This window comes from Vibrio tasmaniensis, from assembly GCF_024347635.1.
GTDB classification, from domain to species: domain Bacteria; phylum Pseudomonadota; class Gammaproteobacteria; order Enterobacterales; family Vibrionaceae; genus Vibrio; species Vibrio tasmaniensis.
On record NZ_AP025511.1, the window covers coordinates 359,038 to 378,056 of the forward strand.

A 19,019-nucleotide genomic window follows, 5' to 3' on the forward strand; every position below is an offset into this window, starting at 1 on the left:
TATTTGATGAATAGTATTGCAAGTGATATTAATACTCGGTAATCTTGCACCCAATGAGAAAATACGGATGTTTAGAGAATAAAAATGCCAAGGATGTGGCTTTTTTACATGTAGAAATACGAGAATAATTAACATGTCTAACAACACGAATACTGCTCAACCAGAGAAATCTAAAGGCAGTTTCTGGGTTTTCTTAATCCCATCTCTGATTGGTTTATTCCTTTTCATGGCGCCAATTAGCTACCAAGGTGATCTCACGATCCCTGTCGCTATTCTAGCCAAATCAATTCAAGCGGTTTTCGGTGAGTCTCTAGTTGCTATTATCACTGCAATCGTTGCCTTCATGTCTGTAGCTTCCGTGTTAAGCACCATTTTCAAACCTACATTCATTACATCGAATTCATTTCTAAACGGTCTTTTCAACCCATCTCCACTGTGGTTGTTGGTTCGTATTATTGGTGGTGCTGCAGCATTCATGGTTTTCTTCCAAGTCGGCCCTGAGTTTATCTGGGAAGAAAACACCGGTGGTCTCGTGTTAGAGGGCCTATTGCCGACTCTATTTTCAGTATTCATCTTTGCTGGTTTACTATTACCACTTCTACTTAACTTCGGTTTGCTAGAACTGTTTGGAACCTTACTAAGTAAAGTGATGCGCCCAATCTTCAACCTACCGGGTCGTAGTGCTATCGATTGTATGGCTTCTTGGTTAGGTGACGGCAGTGTCGGTATCCTGCTTACAAGCAAACAGTACGAGAAGAAATTCTACACTCAACGTGAAGCAGCGGTAGTTGGTACGACGTTCTCTGCAGTCTCTATCACGTTCAGCCTTGTGGTTATTGCTCAAGTAGAGCTAGAGCACCTATTCCTACCTTTCTACGCTGCAATCTGCTTAGCAGGTATTGTGGCCGCGGTAATCATCCCTCGCCTTCCTCCACTGAGCATGAAGAAAGACACCTTCATTGATGGTACAAAGCCTCACAAAGATGCTGATGCAATCCCAGCGGGTCACTCGACTTTCTCTTGGGGTCTTGAACTCGCGGTAAATAAGGCATCACAAGTTAAGTCTGCTAAGTCTGTATTTGGTGAAGGCATTCGTAACGCAGTCGACATGGTATTCGGCGTTCTTCCTGTTGTAATGGGGCTAGGTACAATGGCATTGGTTATTGCAGAATACACCTCTGTGTTCTCATTCCTAGGCCAGCCTTTCATTCCATTCCTTGAGCTACTTGGAGTACCTGAAGCGGTTGCAGCATCTGAAACCATTGTTGTTGGTTTTGCGGATATGTTCATCCCAGCGATCCTTGCCGCTTCTATCGACAACGAGATGACTCGCTTTGTTATTGCAGCAATGTCGGTAACTCAGCTGATCTACATGTCTGAAGTAGGCGCTCTACTTCTAGGCAGTAAGATTCCAGTGAACATCTTAGAACTGTTTATTATCTTTATTCTACGTACGTTAATTACGCTTCCAGTTATCGCAGGTGTAGCGCATCTAATATTTTAAATTAGACGTACTGATACAGTGTAATAAATAACCTGATTTGTAATAGCCTCACTTTTGTGGGGCTTTTTTTCGCCTAATATATTCACTCTCCGGTTTAAGATACATACACTCTCCTGTTTAAAATATCCCCAATATACGAGTTGAGAATATCATTTGATTTTATATTAACTCCCTTACACCTCTCCCTTATATAATAAACCATACGCATATTCGCCTAATTAATACCCTCCTCACTTTGTTTGCCTTTGATTAAGCCAACTCTTTAACTCATTGAACCAAAAAACAAAAGTAGCAAGTATGTAATTAACTGAGTTTTACGTTGTGCGGGTTGTTGTATTTTTGTAGTCTATTTTGTGAAATTACATTCAAGTAAATCCCAACAATGTCGATATATATAATTACAAAAACACGATTAACTTTAGTTTTCGCAAAGCTTGTGAGAAGAGGAAAACACAATGAAATTTAGCCATAAGGTGGTTGCAGCATCATCAGCCTTGCTATTAGTGACAGTATCATTGCTTTCAATACAGCAACTTTACACCGTAAAAAGTGCTGTAGAGAACCACGTCAATGCAAGCCTGAAAGAGATGGTCTCTGGTATTAAGAACACCGTAGCATCAGAGATGAATGCTAAGAAAGCACTGGCTCAGTCGACGACTGAAGTCATCGAAATCAATCCTCAAGATCGTACCTACGTTCAAAACATCCTAGAAAAACCAAAACTTAAAGGCAGCTTTCTCGCGGTTGGTTTTGGTTATGACGCAAACGGTTTCGTTATTGAAAATGATGATGGCTGGGAAGCTGGGCCGGATTATGACCCACGAATCCGCCCTTGGTTCATTGATGCGAAGTCCAAAAACAGTTTAGTTGTTACCGACCCTTATGTGGACGTTTCAAGCAAGAAAGTCATCATTTCAATTGGTACGCCAGTGCAAGAAAACGGCCGTTTCACTGCCGGTATGTTCTACGACCTAGAGTTGACGAATCTTGCGACCTTGGTAAACCAAGTGAACTTGTTTGACGCGGGTTACTTATTCCTAGTCACTGCCGACGGCACCACGATTGCTCACCCTAATGCTAAGAACAATGGCGAAACGCTATCAAGCTACCTGCCACAAGCGACTATTCGCGAGGGATCTCAACAAATTGAAGTCGACGGTAAAAAGTTCCTAGTGAACTTCACTCACATCCCAAGTGAAGATTGGTACATCGGCGCAATACTTGATGAAGAGATCGCATTCCAAACGGTTGAAGATCTGAAAAACAGCTCGATAATCTACTCTTTAATCGCGGTTATTCTCAGCATCATTGCATTAACCGTCCTTATTCGTGTGTTAATGCGCCCACTTGAGACGCTTAACCAAGCCATTCAAGATGTTGCGAGCGGACAAGGTGACTTAACTAAACGTCTAGATACCAATACAGATAAAGAGTTCTCTGACCTTGCGAAAGGCTTCAACACCTTTACTGAAAACCTGCAAAATCAAATCATTCAATCCAAAGCGATTGGTGTTGAGATTAAACGTGGTACTGAAATCACAGTGAAAGGCGCGGGTGAGTCAGCGAATGCGATGAATACTCAGCTGCAAGAGCTTGAACAGCTAGCCACCGCAATGAACGAGATGGCCGTTACCGCAACGGAAGTAGCAAACAACGCTCAAGGCGCAGCCGCTGCAGCTCGTGAAGCTGACGATGCGACACTAGACGGTACATCTGTAGTAAGTGACACGACTCAAGCGATTGATAACCTTTCAGCGCGTATCGACCAGGCGGTTGCAGAAGTACAAGTACTGGAATCAGCAACAGCAAATATCGAGACAATTCTTAAAGTAATCAACGATATCGCAGACCAAACCAACCTACTTGCGTTGAATGCTGCTATTGAAGCGGCGCGTGCTGGTGAATCGGGCCGTGGTTTCGCTGTCGTTGCCGATGAAGTTCGCACACTAGCGCAACGTACTCAAGAGTCGACCACTGAAATCCGCAACATGATCGAGCAACTCCAAGCTGGCGCAAGTTCGGTATCTAACGCGATGAATCAAAGTAAAGACACAGCCACTGACGCCGTTGAACGCGCTCAGCAAGCAAACTCTTCACTTGACCGCATCCGCGACGCGATTCAGCGCATCTCTGATATGAATATTCAAATTGCTTCAGCAGCTGAAGAGCAGAGTTTAGTAGCGGAAGAGATCAACAACAACACAGTTAAGATCAAAGACCTTTCAACACAGGTATCGAACGCAGCTCAAGACGCAAACACAGCAATGCAAGTTCAAACTGACAATGTTCGCCAACAAGACGAACTATTAAACAAGTTTACGGTTTAACCGCCTTGCCGTTTTACTAACACCTTGTTTAGTAAGCAATAAACAGCTTTAAATAAAAACCCCGCTTACTGGTAATCAGTAAGCGGGGTTTTCTTTTCAAGGCTTTCTTTGCAAAATTTACTTTCTAACTCGTAACAGGCTCGAGCTAATTGGTCGTCAGCATCATGCACTGGTTGGATTCAACCTTAATAGTTAAGTCCTTACCAACACATTCGAACACTTCGCCAGACAACAGATCCGTCACAGCGCCTGTCCAATTTAATGAGGCTGTTTTGCTTCGTTTAGACTTGTTGATTACCACAATGCCTTTGTCGCCACGAACAAACACCAACAAGTCATCATTGGCTTCAACCACCCGCATCGCTTCACCATGAACATGGTTATGGAATTGAATCATGTTTTTCATGTAAGGCGCTTGCCAGTCGTTCAGCCAACGAGGTTGGCCGCTCTTGTCCAGAATACCGCTGGTGCTGAGTTCACTGTAAACAAGTGGCACACCGCCATCTCGTCCAAGAATAAAGGCGTGAGCTAATTGCTCGTCGACTTCATCCATCACATGTTCCAAAAACACCTCGTTATTTGGAATGTCATGAGTGACAGCAAAAGTGATCGCTCGCATATTCGACAGAGCTTGACCAAAACAATATGGGTTGATCAGAGATTTAAAGCTGCCCTGCTCTTCAAAAGCTTTGAAAATGGTATTGAACAGCGGAAAATCATACGCCCCTAAACGAGTGTGTTTAAGGTAAGGCTCAAGGAACAGTTCGTACTCTTCTTTGGTTGCACCACCGTCAGTAATGATCTCGCCAAATATATGCATCTCTTCACAGATATCATCGGTCCAAACCTTACGTAGATGTGACAGTGTCATGTGTTTCGCTGCATCGATGCGAAACCCTTTCACACCAATCACTTTCAAGGCTTTTAGGTAAGCTCGCTGCTGCGCAACCACATTGTCGTTGTCTAAAAGCGTTGGCAGGCCTGGGTCGCTTGCTCCACCAGTAATACGCCCGTTTTGCACTTCCCAAGTGTCTTTCCAGTTCTTGATACCAAACGCTTCGACAAAGTCGTTCTCATCAAACAAAGGTTTAGAAAGATCACCAAACAAACGAACGGATTCGTAATACTCAGAATCTTGTTGGTAAGACGCCATGTCTTGTTGATTTGGATACGTCAAATCGCCGCGGATACTCGATTCGTTGGCCATGTGGTTAAACACAACGTCCACATAGGTACGAAGCCCATGTTGCTTTAACGTGTTCACCATTGCAGTGAAGTCTTGCGTATCACCTAGCTGATTATCAATCACACGATAATCTTGGGGTTGATAGCGCTGCCACCATTGGGTGCCAGAATCACGGTCGCAACCTTTAGGGCCGCGTAACGACTTCATCGCCGGTGATACTAAAACAGATTTATAACCCAACTCTTGAATCAGAGGGGCGTTCTTCATTACGTCAGCGTAGCACCAGTCAAAAGCATGCAATATAACATCTGTCGCTGGGGTGCTTAACATAGCTGAACTCTCCATGTTGTTCTCCTACCAAACTCGTTTACAGCTTTCTAGATAAATACAAAGGCTTAAAGGCAAAGCTGCATAAATTTCCTTAAGAATGGTGTTTATTATATGAGTTACTCATTAAAACCCCTCCTCCTCCCACCGATTAGTCAAGGTGGATAGTTGAGGGCGTAGCGCCAATTATCGCATAACGTCCTGGATGAACACTCAGCCACAATGTTTTTAAATGCGCCCAAAAATGACAAAAAAGGAGCGTATCTACGCTCCTTTTATTCAATCTAACACATATTAATAACTAAGTTCGGTAAAGAACCTTCACTACGTGCCAGCCAAATTTTGTTTTTACCAGGTGTGGTACAAGCGTCTCGCCAGAGAAACAAATCTTATCAAACTGAGGCACCATTTGACCTTTTTTGAACTCACCTAGGTCGCCGCCCTTTTTACCTGATGGACAGGTTGAATGCTTCTTCGCTAGCGTTTGAAATTTAGCGCCCTTTTTAAGCTGCGTCATGATGTCTTCTGCTAATTCTTTATGCTTCACCAAAATATGAAGCGCTGCTGCTGTTCTTGCCATGATAATTCTCAGTTTGTTGCTGTCAGTTGATTTGCGATGATTACGTAGAATTCATCAACGTACTGACTGTTGTAATTCTGCTTACGGCTAACGACTTGTCGACAAAAGTCCATCAAACGCCTGCGTTTAGCGTGATTTTAACCCAAGAATCGTCATTCTTCACTCTATAACCGAAAACAACCCCCTTAAAGATCTTTAAAAACCTCATAGTGACTTGCTGCGAATGCCATTTCCCTTTAAATTAATCCTTATAGATTAAGCGCGTATTAAGTAGGAGCCACTTATGGCCAAACCGATAAGTAAAGCGAGTCAGTCACAGGGAATGCTGATGTTCAAGTTATCCCTCACTCAAAGTTTTGCGATAGGCACGCTTAAGGTCAGAGAAATCGTTCCTTTCCAGCCAATGACCCAAATCCCTTACTCTCATCACCACGTGATTGGTACCGTCACAATTCGCGATCTTACGGTTCCAGTTATTGATATGTCTGCAGCTATTGGGTTTCGACCGATCACACCGACTGAATACCAAGACTGCGTGCTCATCGTGACAGATTGCTTAAGAACCGTTGTCGCATTCTTGGTTCGTTCGATTGATAAAATCATTGAATGTGACTGGAAGAGTATTGAGTCGCCACCCGCGAGTGTAGGAACCAATGTGTTTGTTACCGGCATTACACGTTTTGAAGATCGTATCGTGCAGATGCTAGACGTAGAGTTATTACTTTCTAAGATTTACCCTGCTTATGAAAACGCACATATTCCGATGCTGACTGATGTAGAGAGAGAACGCCTAAAAGCGCTGAACATTCTATTGGTTGATGACTCTTTGATTGCACGAAAGCAGCTGTCTGATGCCTTAGACAGCATCAACATCCCTTATAGCATTTGTAACAACGGTTTAGATGCTATTGACCTGATGCGCCGTGAAGCAAGCAAAGGCACTGCAATTGATCTTCTCGTGAGTGATATCGAGATGCCCGGGTTAGATGGTTATGAACTTGCATTTGAAGTACAAAACGACAGCGCACTCAGCCATGCCTATTGTATTTTACATACTTCATTATCCAGTGAGATCTGTGTTGACCGAGCCAATCAGGTGGGAGCACATGAAGCGCTAGAGAAATTCAATGCGGGTGAGTTGATCGAAGCCATGCTGCGCGGAGCGAAAGTCTTAAACGACGCGGCTATGACGGCTTAGACATTAAAGAGCCCTCACATTAGAGGGCTCCTAAAGTAATCAGTTAAACGAGCTTACTCGTTAGACACTTTTTTGTGGCCTTCTTGCAGGTGAACGAAATCCACTAAGTCGTCGCCAGATACTTGGTATGCCTGACCGAAACCTTTTACGAACAGGCCATTCTCAGCTTTAAGGTTGAACAGAGAGAAATCTTGAAGCTGGCTCAAACCATCAATGATCTCGCCGAAACGCTCTTGCATCTGGCCGATCACTTGAGTCCAAAGCTCCGTTTCACGCTCTACAACACTTGCTTGTGCATCAAAGGTTAGACGCTTACGTGCGTAAAGCTGCTTAGAGCTCTCTTCATCTTCGATCATCATCAAAGAGACTTGTGGATTCGCTTTTAAGTTACGTGCATGACGAGCAACGTCAGAAATTAGAACAAAGTAGCCTTCTTGGTTCTGAACAAAAGGAGCGTAACTGACGTTTGGGCGACCGTCTTGATCAACTGTTGCAAGTTGAAGAGTACGGCGCTCTTGGCGAAACTCTTTGATTTCTGGACCTAGGCGACCTTGTAGGCGTTCTTGTTTTACTTGTTGTTCCATCGATAATTCCTTTCTTCACTTTCTCTTATTTATTATTTTTGCCCGAGGTTGAGCGTTCATTAGTAAACTAAGTGGACCTCGAGCATTCATATTTTCTTTAAGCTAGCTGGCAATCTTATTAAAGCTTGATGTTGACTGTACTTAAGCTCGTTCTTTTAGTGCTTTGAAACGTTCAACTTGGTCGACAATCAGCTCTCGCTTTTCATTGCGACCTAGGTAAATCTTAAAAATGTTCTCGCCTGTTTCACTGAAGAAACCGAAGTAATGACTTTCACGCCCCATGAACGCCTTACTCACCAAACCAATATGTTTGATGTTATCCAGTTTTAAGTGGCCATGCAGCTCGCCTTCTTTACCCATCAGATTGTAGTAACCACGCGCTACTTTGCCTTTAGGGAACGGCGCCTTTACTTCGAAGATTGAGCCAAATGAATGCATAATTGTGGTCACTGGGCCCCAACCAACCAAACCTTCTAGAATATCTTGAGCACGGCTGCCATCTAACATCACCGCCATGTCTCCAGGAAAAGCAGCGACAACTTCAACCTCTGAAACACCTAACTTCTCAGCAATCGCTGTAGGAAGCAGTTTTGGTTCTTCTTCTAGAATGCGTGCGACACGTTGTTCTAAAGTTTCTGTCATTGCTAATGTTATATCTGTCATTGAATAGATTTCCGTATAAACAAGTAAGTTATGAATTAAAAGTTCGAGACTAAGCGTGCTTCAAACTTGCATGCGGGTGAGCACCCAAGCCAGAGGCAGTTGGTGCTGGGTGCAAGGTCTGATATTCAGTGTTAAGCACTTGAATCACACTCTGTGCAAGGCTTACCGCCCAGAAACTGCCAGCTATAGTCAGGCTCAGGTAATCTTCCGAAAGATCAACTAGGCCATTCTTTTCCCAATGTGAAAACAGAGGCTTCAGGTAGTCAAAAGTGTCTTGCCCCATAAAACTCGGCAACGTACTTCTTCTTACAACACCAGAATCAAAACCGGCTTTCAATGAAGAGAAGGTTGGCTCTAGTGAGCTCTGCTTGGTCATCATGGCTATTGGCAATTGACCTTGCTTTATAGACTCCATGTAGCTGTCTAAAGTTCGATGTTGCATCACACCATGACCACCGATGTTGCCACCAGCGCCACAACCAATGGGTAGAACTTCGGCATAAGTTTTCGCTAAGCTGTTGTAAATGCTGCGTTCGCGGTTATCACGAGTCCAGTGATTCACGCTCAGTTGCTTAACCTTGTGCTTTGCCATGAACTCAACGCCCGCCAAGTACATACTCGCCTTATCTGGCGTATTAGCCGGTGGTGGGATTTTTCCTTTCTCAACAAGATTAAGCATAGGCGCGTTGCCCGAAACAATCAGTTGGTAGAGGTCAATACCGTGTGCGCCAGTCGACATGTAGTCTTCTAAATCTTGTTGAAATACTTCCATAGACTGGTGTGGCAACCCGTATAGCAAATCAAGAACGATAGGCGCTTGTTCAGTGCGACTCAGTGAACTGATACGTTCCAACACAACTTCTCGGTCATCCAAGCGCTTAGCACTGCGTCGAACTTGAGTATTGAAACTTTGAATACCAAATGAGAAACGATTGAAGCCACCTTCCAGCGAACGATCAAACATCTCGTCGCCAAATCGATTAATACGCCCTTCTAAGGTCATTTCCACATCGTTCGCTAATGGGAAGTGTTGACGAATAGCCTTACCTAACAATTCAACTTGTAGAGGAGATAAATCGGTGGGTGTTCCACCACCAATATAGACGGCGTGAAATAGTCCAGACTGAGCCCAAGAGGTTTTAGCTTTTTGCTTTAGTTCAACCATCAGTGCATCAAAATACTCATCCACTAATTTACGGCTTGCGGCATTTTGGAAGAAATTGCAGAACGTACAACGCACGCGACAAAAAGGAATATGGATATACAAACAACGTTTATCCTGTTTCTTTCCTTCACTCAGCATCAATTCATCAAAGATTTCCAATTTCTTGCTCGGGTCGACCGGGATTGAGCTTCCCCCAGCATGTGCAGATTGCTTTTTGGCAAATGCAAAACGAAGTGGGTCTGGGCTAGAAACACCCAGAATTGATTCGTCAAACTTATATATATCAACGCTCATATAATCTCTCTAAACACTTATATAGCAAAGCCTGGAAGACTGTTTGCTAAAACTGAGAGAATCATAAATATACGCAAATGATAATGCAATTGATAATTGATCTTATTTAGATTCTAAGCAATAATCCGATACATATTTTAGATTTGGTGAAGGATTGAATGTGAACGTTCCTAGATATGTTATTGCAGGCGGTGCATCGTTAGTGATTCATGCGGCGATGTTATTTGTCGCTCAAGAATCCAAAGTCTTTGCAATGCCTGCAGGTAGCCAATCGAACACGGTATCGATCAACTTCACTCCAAAGAGCGTTCCCTCGCACGCTCAGCAAAAAACCGTTACAGAGCCAGTTGAGCCTGAGCCAATCAAGGAAACTGTCTCACACCCAGAACCTAAACCTGTCGAACCGAAAGCAGTGAAGCCAAAGCAAGCCAAACCTGCACCAAAGAAAAAAGCGATCACCAATAAGCCTCAGCCCAAGAAAGTAGAGAAAAAGGTTGTGGAGAAGACAGTCGAGAAAAAGCCGATTCAAAAAAAACCGGTGACTCAACCAGAAAAGCTGGCCGACAAAAAAGTCGATAAAAATATGGACGAGTCCGCCAACCAACCTCGACAAGTTAACCAAGGCGTATCTAACCAAGAGCCAGTGTTAATCACTAGGCCCTCTTTTTCAGCTCGTCCAACACCACCAAGCTACCCACGCCAAGCAAGGCGCCGAGGCGTTGAAGGTGTCGCAACTTATGAGGTCTGGTTAGACGCTGAAGGAAAACAAATTAAACAGGCATTAGTCAACTCATCAGGCGCACTAATGCTCGACAACGCAGCCTTGAAAGCCATTAAAAAATGGAAGTTCTCACCTCATACTGTAAATGGTCGAGCAATTGCTCACCGTGTGCAAATACCTGTTCGTTTTAAGTTGGATTAACCATGCAACAAATCAGTTACTTACAAGATCAACTTGGCCTAATGACATGGCCTCTTCTTATCTGTTCAGCATTAACAGCAATGATCATCGCAGAGCGTATCTTCCAAGTCATGCTAAGCATTGAGGTTGGCAAACGCGCTATTCGTCATGAGCTCAATCAGATTTCACCAACCAATAGCAAAGAAATCGAAGCATTAGCACAATCTATTTCTGGTAAACGACCTCTGCTGTACAAGGGCGTGTCGATGCTGCTTGCTCACCACTCTTTCTCAAAAGGTTTACGTGAAGATGCAGCAGGGATTTGGCTACAAGAGAAACGCCACCAGCTTCACGCAGGTTTAAGACTGCTTGGCTTGATCGGCGTCATCAGCCCGCTAATTGGTCTGCTTGGCACAGTACTTGGGCTTATTGAAATGTTTAAAGGCGTTGCCGCTACAACAGGCAGCATCACGCCGAATGATTTGGCAGACGGTCTTGGATTAGCAATGAGAACCACTGCTGCGGGTTTGATGATTGCGCTTCCTGCTATTTCAGGAGCTCAACTACTCGGGTTATGGGCCGATCGAGTGCTAGCTCAGTTAGAACACACTCTGAATTATGTGAATGTTTGGCTAGAAGGCATGTCAATTCAAACCAGTCAGTCTGGCGACACTCAAGGTACTCCCGTCAGCAAAGCCTCTATCGGTGATGTGAGCCGAGCATGATTAAAACGCCCCACTCATCTCAAACACAGAGCTTAGTTCCGGATTTAACACCCTTACTGGACATTATATTTATCGTGATGGTTTTCCTTCTACTGACAGCATCAGTGAAGTTGGAGTCATTAGAAGTGGAGCTTCCGAGTTCTGATATTAAAAACGTTTCTGAAGTTCATAAAGATTCGATTAGCGTCAATATCTTAGATCACGAACCTTACTGGGCGATCAACGGCCAAGAGTACATCGACTGGGAAAACTTCAAGATCGCACTGTTAGAAGAAACAGGCACATCGGATAAGAAACCGATCATCATTGCCGCCGATAAAGCAGCTAACGTTGAGAACTTAGTGAAGTTGTTATCGTTCTTACAAGAAAACGGTATTCCAGCAACCCAATTACTCACGGAGGAAGGCTAGAACGACTCTTAAATTTTCATGAGACCTAGCACCTTTTATGAGATTGGACTCTTTATTGATAAGACCAAATAACCAAAGCCAGCTCTCTATCGATTCAAACTCAACATGCGGACAGGCTGATCACAAAGCATCTTCGCGATTACTCTCCATCAAAAGAAAGTACAAATACATTATTATGAAAGACTTAAAAGTGCTCAATAAATTAAAGAACAACAAACATTTACTCGCAATCGCCGCGATGGGGTTGGTACTTGCTGCGCCTATCGCCAATGCTGACGACGCAAAACAACTTAGAATCATCAGTGCTGGCAGCGCAGTTACCGAATTAGTTCTTGCTCTGGGTGCTGAAGAGCAGTTGATTGCAATTGATGTGACCAGTCACTTACCTCAATCAAAAAAACTGCCAAAGATTGGTTATCACAGAAACCTTTCTGCAGAAGGATTGATTGCCTTATCGCCAACCACACTGATTGGCTCAGATGAGATGGGGCCAGACAACGCCATTTCTCAATTAAAATCTGTGGGTATCGATGTCGAGATCGTTAACACCAAAGCAAACGTTGAAGGGCTATTGAAGCGTATCGATCAAATTGCAAAGATTACCCATACCGAAGATCACTCAGAACAAGTTAAAGCCGAAGTAAATCAGAAGATTGCGGCACTGAAAGCTAACCAAGTACCCAACAACGAAGCGAAGAAAGTTCTGTTCCTATTACTGCATGAAGGCCGCCCTGCAAATGTTGCTGGCGGTGAAACATCACCCAACGCGATCATTGAACTGGCTGGGGGTGTTAACCCTGCGGCTCAAAGCCTGACCTCTTACAAACCACTGTCGATGGAATCACTCGTTGAAATGCAGCCTGATGTCATCTTAGTGAGCGGCCGTAGTTACCAGAAAATGGGCGGCGCTGATGCCATTCTTAAATCGTTACCTATGCTAGCGGCAACGCCAGCAGGCATGAACAAGCAAATCATTACCGTAAAGGGCAGCGCTCTAGTTGGAGGGCTTGGTCTTGAAAGCCTTTCTGAAGCGAAGCGAATAAACGCACTTATCTATCCGCTATAACTTATCTACCCGCTATAACTCACTACCCTGTTTTTACTGTTACTTGCTCAATCCTCATTACTGCGTCGCTTTCGCAAAGTCGGTTACGAGGATTGAAGCTAGTGATAGACATTGAGGCTCTTTATGTTGTTACGATCCGTCCCACTAAAAACATCGATGTTAGGCTTTGGCGCCATCCTAGTCTTAACCGCGCTGTACTCGGTCACCGTTGGGCCTATGGACATAAGCTTAGCTGACAGCGCAGCTAGCCTATTCCAACCCAGCAATGACTTAGCTCCCCACATCAATTTGGTGATTCAAGAGATCCGCTTACCGAGAACCATCTTATGTATGCTAATAGGCGCGATTCTCGCATTATGTGGTGCCGTCATGCAGGGGCTATTTAGAAACCCGCTTGCAGAACCTGGGATCATAGGCGTCTCTGCCGGAGCTGCATTAGGCGCGGCGTTGGCTATTGTTCTTTTCTCTGAGCTTTCACTGCAATACCCTGCTTTCATGAACTTTGCAGCCGTTCCAGTATTTGCCTTTTTAGGTGGCGCTTTAACTACCCTGTTAGTTTATAAGTTAGGTACGGGAAAATTCGGTACCTCGGTGACCATCATGTTATTAGCGGGGGTGGCAATTAGCGCACTATCAGGCGCAGGTATTGGCTTCTTAAACTTCATTGCTGATGATCAAATGCTGCGTGATCTTTCGTTGTGGTCGATGGGGTCTTTGGCGGGCGCTAAGTGGTCCGGCATTTTACTTGCTGCTGTCACACTCGTTGGGTTGTTTGTTGTTTTCTACCGCCAAGCAATGTCACTGAATGCTCTATTACTGGGCGAATCAGAAGCACAACACCTTGGCATCCCAGTACAGAAACTCAAGCGAAAGCTCATTCTACTGACTGCCGCAGGCGTTGGTATCACGGTTAGCTTGTCTGGCATGATTGGCTTCATCGGACTGGTTATTCCTCATTTAGGCCGCATGTTAGCGGGCCCAGATCATCGAGTCCTACTCCCATTGTCTGCGGTATTAGGCGCGTTACTATTAACAGCTGCAGACATGTTCTCTCGCGTGGCACTGGCACCAGCTGAGTTGCCAGTTGGTATTGTAACTGCAATTATCGGTGCTCCATTTTTCTTGTATCTACTATTTCAACAGAAAGGGAGAATCCTTTAATGTTTCCTGCAGCGTTAAAAGCAACCGACATCGAAGTGAAGTTTGGCAGCAAAGTGATTTTAGACCGCGTTTCTATTGAGATTGAAGCAGGAAAGGTAACAACACTACTTGGACCAAACGGCGCAGGAAAAAGCACGCTGCTCAAAGCTTTATGTCAGGAGATATCGAGCACTGGTGATATTCAGTATTTTGGACACACCAAAGACAAGTGGTCTTCTCAAAAGTTGGCTAAGCACTTGGCGATGCTTCCTCAACATAGTACGTTGACCTTCCCTTTTCTGGCACACGAAGTTGTCGAGCTTGGTGGTATCCCGTTGCAAGAGTCCAACAAGAAGCTCACTAGCATAGCTAGCCAGAAAATGGATGTTGCCGATGTGTCTCACCTAAGCAAAAGGCTCTACCCTTCTCTATCTGGCGGTGAAAAACAGCGTGTTCACTTGGCTCGAGTGCTAACCCAACTTCACTATTCTGGTGACCAATGTATCTTGATGCTTGATGAACCCACATCAGCACTGGATCTTGCCCATCAGCACAACACGTTAAAGATCGCGAGAGAGTTAGCCGACAACCACAACGCAGCGGTTATCGTAGTTTTACATGACTTAAACCTAGCCGCTCAATACTCAGATCGATTGATAGTTTTGAAAGAGGGAAACTTAGTTTGCGATGGCAGCCCTTGGGAAGCACTTAAGCCTTCGATGATTGAAGATGTGTACGGCTACACAAGTATTGTCGAAAAGCACCCAACCATGAACTTCCCCCAGGTTCATCCCGCACAATAAGTTCGATTAAGAACAGGTTCGTTTTGAGTATTCGCTTTCTCTAACAACCACACCATTCAACGCCTCGATTTCTTCGAGGCTTTTTATTGTCTCACAGTCCCTCTCTCGCCTTAAAATCAATTTTGTTAGTTACCATGGCAATACCCCTTAAAACGGCTCACCTTGAGCGTTTGAGGCTCTGGAAATAAACACCATAAGTTAATGTTAGTAAGCTTTTAGTTACTCAGTAAAATGCAGGCGAAACCCTAATCATCTAAAAAGAAAAGAAATAACCTTACTTAGCACAAAGACAAGATAACGACAACGATGTGAAAGCTAGAGAAAAAAGGAAGAAAAGTGAAACTACAGGTACAAAAAAAGCTCCCTCAGGAGCTTCTTTTATTGCGTGTTGATTATTGGCTCATATGAATCAATGATTTACCAATCAACCACTCTAATTCTTTACCACTAGCATCACCAAACTGAGTTTCAGTTAGCTTGTACAAGCGGTCGATACCGTTTGCCGCGAACTCATGTGCATTCTCAGCAGTAACGATATGATGGAAAAGTAAACGTAAGATCGCTAGGAACTCAGCATCTTCAAGTGCTGCAACCCAGCTAGCCGAAAATGCATCAAGGCCATTTTCAAAGTCAATGTGTTCCATAAACATCTTGAAAATACGACCGTCTAGAGCAGCAGTAAAATCCGTTTTCTTTGGAAAGTGATGACTTATACCTGTACGAGAAACGCCTGTTTGTTGACTCAACGTCGTGTATGACATTTTGTCGTAACCCAATCTCAATAGTTGGTCTACAACGGCATCCATGATCTTCTGGATCGTGATTTCTGTATCTTCTTTACTACGCTTTGGCATATTCAGGTTCTTCTCTTTGTAAATCCATCTAACTCAACCGAATGAAGTCAGAATGAAAATCGTTATCAGCATTATGTGAGCAAGGTATTTTTTCGCAAGTATTTCCATTAAATACCCACAAATACTTTGTACGAACAATTTTACAGTGTTGCCTCTTTGGGCACTTTGTTTAATTATTCTTCGAAAATCACCTTACAATCCTAAGTCGATAAGTTTAAATAACTACTTAGAATATGAAATACCCAACGAAAAATTCATTGTATAAATAACTGTCAAGCGATAGATACTCTTATAAAATCAATCCTGGCGCAACTAAGTGAATGATATTCTGACAAATAAATAACGTACCTCTTCAGGAAAACGTGATATTAATCACATACATATTTATCGTCGCGAATATACATATTCACTAAATATCCTATCAAACAGCATAGCATACTAGTAAAAATTAGTTCAAAGATTTTGATTTTTGTAGATACAGTTCAAATTGCTCGCTAGAATAACCGCAGACTTTGTAAGAGGATTATTTATGAGCCAAGATATTGGTAACAATGATGTATGTGAGGCTTGCGGCTGCGCAGGTGAAATCGGGTTTATCATTAAAGAAGGCGACGATGTCGCTGAAGTAACAGTTTACGGTAACTCTAAAGCGCTCATTGAAACTGAGTTTGCTAAGTACGTTGAGCTTGCTAAACAAGTGTCTAGCAACGTTGAGTTTGAAGCATCAGAACTGACAGAAGAAAGCACAGAATTAAATGCTCGCTTTAAGTTTGAAGTCAGTGCTGAGAAGATTATTTTCGAACTTAAGACTCGCTCTCTAGCACGTTAATATAAGCATCAGAACACATAACACTAAAAGACGAGTTTATTACTCGTCTTTTTTTATAATTTCAATCCAGCCAAGAGCACCATTGGTCTCAAAATCATTTTCTGCAGAACATCGAATCAAAACTCCTGAAACTTCAACGACCGCACCTAGGCTATAAGCCTTATCATCATAATAACAAACTCGTTGCTGTGAACCATTTTGAGTGACAACGACGGCACCCTTAACTGGCGTTGATATTATTTTATTAGCATTCGCTGATACTGAACAAAAAATAGATATTACAATCACAAAGCCTTTTAGAATTTGACGCTTTATTTCAATCACATATTCACCTTTCATTGTGCTCTGTTCCTTTTTGCCAACCAACAAATGAGTAAAACACTATGCGAGAATAAATTTTTCATTATAGTGTTAACGTCTATCGTAATAAGAAACTTGTTATGCTCCGAATAATTGCACTTATTATTGGTTCTTTAACCATAACAAATGTGACCGCAGAACCCCTCGATCAGTATCAAATGTTGAATCATTTGGATAATTACGGAAACTTATATTTACGAAATAAGCCCTACACATCACTTCCAACAGGATTGATCGTCGATGGCAACCTAAATATAGAAAATACTGCGATCACACGTCTACCCAAAGGTTTGGAAGTAGAAGGAAGCCTGAAAGCAGGAAACAGCCAATTAGCTCGCGTTGCAGCAGGAATTAAGATTCGTGGGTATGCCGATTTGATGGGAAGCCAAATCACCAAATGGCCAAGAGGCGTCAAAGTAGGTGGATTTATTAACCTCACGGACACCCCACTCCAGAGGCTACCCAATGGCTTTAGAGTCAAAGGTGACTTGAGTGTCATTCGTACGCCTTTGACAGAGCTACCCAACGGGATAGTGATTGATGGCGACCTATATATTGGCGGCTCTGCAATTACAACGTTTCCCGATACCATGACAGTTAGAGGCAATATCTACCTCGGTGGCAACACTGTAACGACTTGGCCAACCAATCTAGAGCTTGGGGGCGCCGTTGCTCGCTAGTCCATTCGGATATCATTAGTATTGGGAGATCATAAACATTGGAAGATCAATGGTATTGGGCGATAAATAGATTATGTGACTTACGTTTTTGGTAAGCCATAAATACAAAAAAGGAGCCCAAGGCTCCTTTTTTAATTCAATCAAGTTACGAATCAACTTACAAGCTAGCTAGCTAACTAACACTCGTTAACCAATATTCTTCACTGGGTTCGCATAGCTATCTATCAAGTACTGACGAGCACCTTGTGGCAAACTCGATAGCTTTTCTTCAAACTCCTGCTTAACCGCCGCTGTAATCGACTCGTCTTCTTTTTCTGCAGCTAATAAGTTCACAGGAAATAATTTGTAGTTATCGTGGATCTGGCGGTCAATCTCTTGAGCAAGTGCTTCAGGCGTATCGAAATCTTGGTCGATAACCTGACCAAAACCAACATGAACGTGCCCTTTATTGCCGATGATGCCTTGAATGATACTTTCGATATCTTCAAATTCACCTTTTTCGTAACTACCGTTAACGTCTTTTTCAAAAAGCTCTATTGCTTTCGCTGTGTCACATGGATCGTTTTCGTATGAAATAGCCACAGGAACGATCTTCAATGATTTCACGTATTCAGGGAAGGCTATTTTCTGCTTACGGCCTTCCACGTGGAACATCTTCAAGATTGCAGGCTCAGTAAAATCATTGCCGTCTTTTGCACGACCTTCTTTCTGAGCGATCCAAATAGAGTTACCTGTTTCTAGAGAGTGCTTAATGTACGAAGACAACTGCCCTAGCGCTTTCATCATTTCACGTGGCCCTTTTAGAGAACGCTTTACGATGAAGCTTTTGTTCAGACGCATCAATTCAGTTGCACATGGCTTCTTTAGTAAGTTATCACCAATGGCAATACGGCAAGTTTGATGATTTTTCAGATGCAAAGCGTAATTAACTAACGCTGGATCCATAGCAATGTCACGATGGTTTGATACAAACAGGTACGCTTGGTTCGCATCCAGTGACTCTAAACCTGTGTATGTCACCCCTTTGGTGGTTTTAGCGAGCGTATCGCGTAAATACTTTTTCACTTCAATTTGAATGGATTCAACGCTAGTCAGCTTGCTCCATTTCATTTTCAAGTACACTCGCAAGATCGGGCTCATTAATGTTTTGAACCAAGACGCATGGTTTGAAAAGCGGTAGTGCAAGATCGCACTGATAAATTCTTCATCATTAATAAGACGGTTTAGTGCCGCAGGAATTTCATCATCGCCGTAAGGACGAATATCAACATATGGATCGGTTGGAGAGGTCATTTTTTCATTCATATAATAAAAAGCTGGCTCATTCTACGCGTTGTTTTGACTTATCGCAGCTACAGAGCCCATACTTTTGACAAGGTCAGACCAGAAACATCGAAAATGCCCTGTTATTATTGGCATTCTT

19 protein-coding genes are annotated in these 19,019 nt (G+C 43.3%); 11 read left to right on the forward strand and 8 right to left on the reverse strand.

The features are described 5' to 3' along the window. The first annotated feature begins 133 nt into the window (after nucleotides 1-133). Complete coding sequence (locus OCV44_RS16000; RefSeq protein ID WP_139684339.1) at nucleotides 134-1,504, forward strand: YjiH family protein; 1,371 nt, start codon at nucleotides 134-136, stop codon at nucleotides 1,502-1,504. 455 nt (nucleotides 1,505-1,959) lie between these two features. Continuing rightward, entirely contained in the window at nucleotides 1,960-3,831 is a 1,872-nt protein-coding gene (locus OCV44_RS16005) for a methyl-accepting chemotaxis protein (protein WP_012600268.1), read from the forward strand. Between the two features lie 145 nt (nucleotides 3,832-3,976). Here OCV44_RS16005 and OCV44_RS16010 read toward each other — a convergent pair whose 3' ends face one another. Next, the gene (locus OCV44_RS16010) at nucleotides 3,977-5,362 is read right to left on the reverse strand and encodes an alpha-amylase family glycosyl hydrolase (protein ID WP_139684338.1); all 1,386 of its coding nucleotides are present in this window, start codon (nucleotides 5,360-5,362) and stop codon (nucleotides 3,977-3,979) included. A 283-nt stretch (nucleotides 5,363-5,645) separates the two neighbouring features. After that, nucleotides 5,646-5,924 (reverse strand): peptidylprolyl isomerase PpiC, encoded by a 279-nt coding sequence (ppiC, locus tag OCV44_RS16015; RefSeq protein ID WP_009845728.1) that lies wholly within the window; start codon nucleotides 5,922-5,924, stop codon nucleotides 5,646-5,648. Between the two features lie 283 nt (nucleotides 5,925-6,207). On the opposite strand from ppiC, the gene OCV44_RS16020 reads away from it, so the two are divergent. Continuing rightward, nucleotides 6,208-7,122 carry a chemotaxis protein gene (locus tag OCV44_RS16020; protein ID WP_122046205.1) on the forward strand — a complete coding sequence of 305 codons (915 nt, stop codon included), beginning with the start codon at nucleotides 6,208-6,210 and terminating at the stop codon, nucleotides 7,120-7,122. Between the two features lie 53 nt (nucleotides 7,123-7,175). Here OCV44_RS16020 and hutZ read toward each other — a convergent pair whose 3' ends face one another. From hutZ to hutW, 3 genes are all read right to left on the reverse strand, one after another. Continuing rightward, nucleotides 7,176-7,706 (reverse strand): heme utilization protein HutZ, encoded by a 531-nt coding sequence (gene hutZ / locus OCV44_RS16025; RefSeq protein WP_012600265.1) that lies wholly within the window; start codon nucleotides 7,704-7,706, stop codon nucleotides 7,176-7,178. Between the two features lie 141 nt (nucleotides 7,707-7,847). Next, on the reverse strand, nucleotides 7,848-8,369 hold the full coding sequence (gene hutX / locus OCV44_RS16030; RefSeq protein WP_139684337.1) for a heme utilization cystosolic carrier protein HutX: 522 nt from the start codon (nucleotides 8,367-8,369) through the stop codon (nucleotides 7,848-7,850). Nucleotides 8,370-8,418: 49 nt separating this feature from the next. Next, nucleotides 8,419-9,828, reverse strand: a complete 1,410-nt coding sequence (gene hutW / locus OCV44_RS16035; RefSeq protein WP_139684336.1) for a heme anaerobic degradation radical SAM methyltransferase ChuW/HutW — start codon at nucleotides 9,826-9,828, stop codon at nucleotides 8,419-8,421. A 160-nt stretch (nucleotides 9,829-9,988) separates the two neighbouring features. Here hutW and OCV44_RS16040 point away from each other — a divergent pair, with 160 nt between their 5' ends. The 6 genes from OCV44_RS16040 to OCV44_RS16065 all read left to right on the forward strand — a co-directional run bounded on the left by OCV44_RS16040 (nucleotide 9,989) and on the right by OCV44_RS16065 (nucleotide 14,873). Continuing rightward, nucleotides 9,989-10,750, forward strand: coding sequence for an energy transducer TonB (locus OCV44_RS16040; RefSeq protein WP_139684335.1), 762 nt, complete (start codon nucleotides 9,989-9,991; stop codon nucleotides 10,748-10,750). A 2-nt stretch (nucleotides 10,751-10,752) separates the two neighbouring features. Beyond that, a complete protein-coding gene (locus OCV44_RS16045) occupies nucleotides 10,753-11,454 on the forward strand; it encodes a MotA/TolQ/ExbB proton channel family protein (RefSeq protein WP_139684334.1) in 702 nt (233 codons plus the stop codon). Then, nucleotides 11,451-11,864, forward strand: a complete 414-nt coding sequence (locus OCV44_RS16050; protein WP_139684333.1) for an ExbD/TolR family protein — start codon at nucleotides 11,451-11,453, stop codon at nucleotides 11,862-11,864. The genes OCV44_RS16045 and OCV44_RS16050 overlap by 4 nt, the downstream gene beginning before the upstream one ends. 175 nt (nucleotides 11,865-12,039) lie before the next feature. Further along, entirely contained in the window at nucleotides 12,040-12,930 is an 891-nt protein-coding gene (locus tag OCV44_RS16055) for a heme/hemin ABC transporter substrate-binding protein (protein ID WP_139684332.1), read from the forward strand. Nucleotides 12,931-13,053: 123 nt separating this feature from the next. Beyond that, nucleotides 13,054-14,091: a FecCD family ABC transporter permease gene (locus tag OCV44_RS16060; RefSeq protein ID WP_139684331.1), complete on the forward strand. Its 1,038-nt coding sequence runs from the start codon at nucleotides 13,054-13,056 to the stop codon at nucleotides 14,089-14,091. Then, nucleotides 14,091-14,873, forward strand: coding sequence for a heme ABC transporter ATP-binding protein (locus OCV44_RS16065; protein ID WP_139684330.1), 783 nt, complete (start codon nucleotides 14,091-14,093; stop codon nucleotides 14,871-14,873). Before OCV44_RS16060 ends, OCV44_RS16065 begins: the two co-directional genes overlap by 1 nt. 392 nt (nucleotides 14,874-15,265) lie before the next feature. Here OCV44_RS16065 and OCV44_RS16070 read toward each other — a convergent pair whose 3' ends face one another. Then, nucleotides 15,266-15,727 carry a TetR/AcrR family transcriptional regulator gene (locus OCV44_RS16070; RefSeq protein ID WP_009845738.1) on the reverse strand — a complete coding sequence of 154 codons (462 nt, stop codon included), beginning with the start codon at nucleotides 15,725-15,727 and terminating at the stop codon, nucleotides 15,266-15,268. 529 nt (nucleotides 15,728-16,256) lie between these two features. Here OCV44_RS16070 and OCV44_RS16075 point away from each other — a divergent pair. After that, complete coding sequence (locus OCV44_RS16075; protein WP_009845739.1) at nucleotides 16,257-16,556, forward strand: YfcZ/YiiS family protein; 300 nt, start codon at nucleotides 16,257-16,259, stop codon at nucleotides 16,554-16,556. A gap of 39 nt (nucleotides 16,557-16,595) precedes the next feature. Here the strand turns inward: OCV44_RS16075 and OCV44_RS16080 are convergent, their stop codons facing one another. Next, nucleotides 16,596-16,895 carry a YnjH family protein gene (locus OCV44_RS16080; RefSeq protein ID WP_139684329.1) on the reverse strand — a complete coding sequence of 100 codons (300 nt, stop codon included), beginning with the start codon at nucleotides 16,893-16,895 and terminating at the stop codon, nucleotides 16,596-16,598. Nucleotides 16,896-16,996: 101 nt separating this feature from the next. On the opposite strand from OCV44_RS16080, the gene OCV44_RS16085 reads away from it, so the two are divergent. Continuing rightward, nucleotides 16,997-17,596 carry a hypothetical protein gene (locus OCV44_RS16085; protein ID WP_139684328.1) on the forward strand — a complete coding sequence of 200 codons (600 nt, stop codon included), beginning with the start codon at nucleotides 16,997-16,999 and terminating at the stop codon, nucleotides 17,594-17,596. A 186-nt stretch (nucleotides 17,597-17,782) separates the two neighbouring features. Here OCV44_RS16085 and OCV44_RS16090 read toward each other — a convergent pair whose 3' ends face one another. After that, entirely contained in the window at nucleotides 17,783-18,889 is a 1,107-nt protein-coding gene (locus OCV44_RS16090; RefSeq protein WP_086051493.1) for a 1-acyl-sn-glycerol-3-phosphate acyltransferase, read from the reverse strand. Nucleotides 18,890-19,019: the final 130 nt, after the last annotated feature.

Bases quoted from the DNA above. Each gene is read 5' to 3' on its own strand.
- OCV44_RS16065 (WP_139684330.1), top strand. From the start codon at position 14,091: ATGTTTCCTGCAGCGTTAAAAGCAACCGACATCGAAGTGAAGTTTGGC.
- OCV44_RS16070 (WP_009845738.1), bottom strand. From the start codon at position 15,727: ATGCCAAAGCGTAGTAAAGAAGATACAGAAATCACGATCCAGAAGATC.
- OCV44_RS16020 (WP_122046205.1), top strand. From the start codon at position 6,208: ATGGCCAAACCGATAAGTAAAGCGAGTCAGTCACAGGGAATGCTGATG.
- hutW (WP_139684336.1), bottom strand. From the start codon at position 9,828: ATGAGCGTTGATATATATAAGTTTGACGAATCAATTCTGGGTGTTTCT.
- OCV44_RS16075 (WP_009845739.1), top strand. From the start codon at position 16,257: ATGAGCCAAGATATTGGTAACAATGATGTATGTGAGGCTTGCGGCTGC.
- OCV44_RS16060 (WP_139684331.1), top strand. From the start codon at position 13,054: ATGTTGTTACGATCCGTCCCACTAAAAACATCGATGTTAGGCTTTGGC.
- OCV44_RS16010 (WP_139684338.1), bottom strand. From the start codon at position 5,362: ATGGAGAGTTCAGCTATGTTAAGCACCCCAGCGACAGATGTTATATTG.
- OCV44_RS16045 (WP_139684334.1), top strand. From the start codon at position 10,753: ATGCAACAAATCAGTTACTTACAAGATCAACTTGGCCTAATGACATGG.
- OCV44_RS16090 (WP_086051493.1), bottom strand. From the start codon at position 18,889: ATGACCTCTCCAACCGATCCATATGTTGATATTCGTCCTTACGGCGAT.
- hutX (WP_139684337.1), bottom strand. From the start codon at position 8,369: ATGACAGATATAACATTAGCAATGACAGAAACTTTAGAACAACGTGTC.
- OCV44_RS16055 (WP_139684332.1), top strand. From the start codon at position 12,040: ATGAAAGACTTAAAAGTGCTCAATAAATTAAAGAACAACAAACATTTA.
- ppiC (WP_009845728.1), bottom strand. From the start codon at position 5,924: ATGGCAAGAACAGCAGCAGCGCTTCATATTTTGGTGAAGCATAAAGAA.
- hutZ (WP_012600265.1), bottom strand. From the start codon at position 7,706: ATGGAACAACAAGTAAAACAAGAACGCCTACAAGGTCGCCTAGGTCCA.
- OCV44_RS16085 (WP_139684328.1), top strand. From the start codon at position 16,997: ATGCTCCGAATAATTGCACTTATTATTGGTTCTTTAACCATAACAAAT.
- OCV44_RS16005 (WP_012600268.1), top strand. From the start codon at position 1,960: ATGAAATTTAGCCATAAGGTGGTTGCAGCATCATCAGCCTTGCTATTA.
- OCV44_RS16050 (WP_139684333.1), top strand. From the start codon at position 11,451: ATGATTAAAACGCCCCACTCATCTCAAACACAGAGCTTAGTTCCGGAT.
- OCV44_RS16080 (WP_139684329.1), bottom strand. From the start codon at position 16,895: ATGAAAGGTGAATATGTGATTGAAATAAAGCGTCAAATTCTAAAAGGC.
- OCV44_RS16000 (WP_139684339.1), top strand. From the start codon at position 134: ATGTCTAACAACACGAATACTGCTCAACCAGAGAAATCTAAAGGCAGT.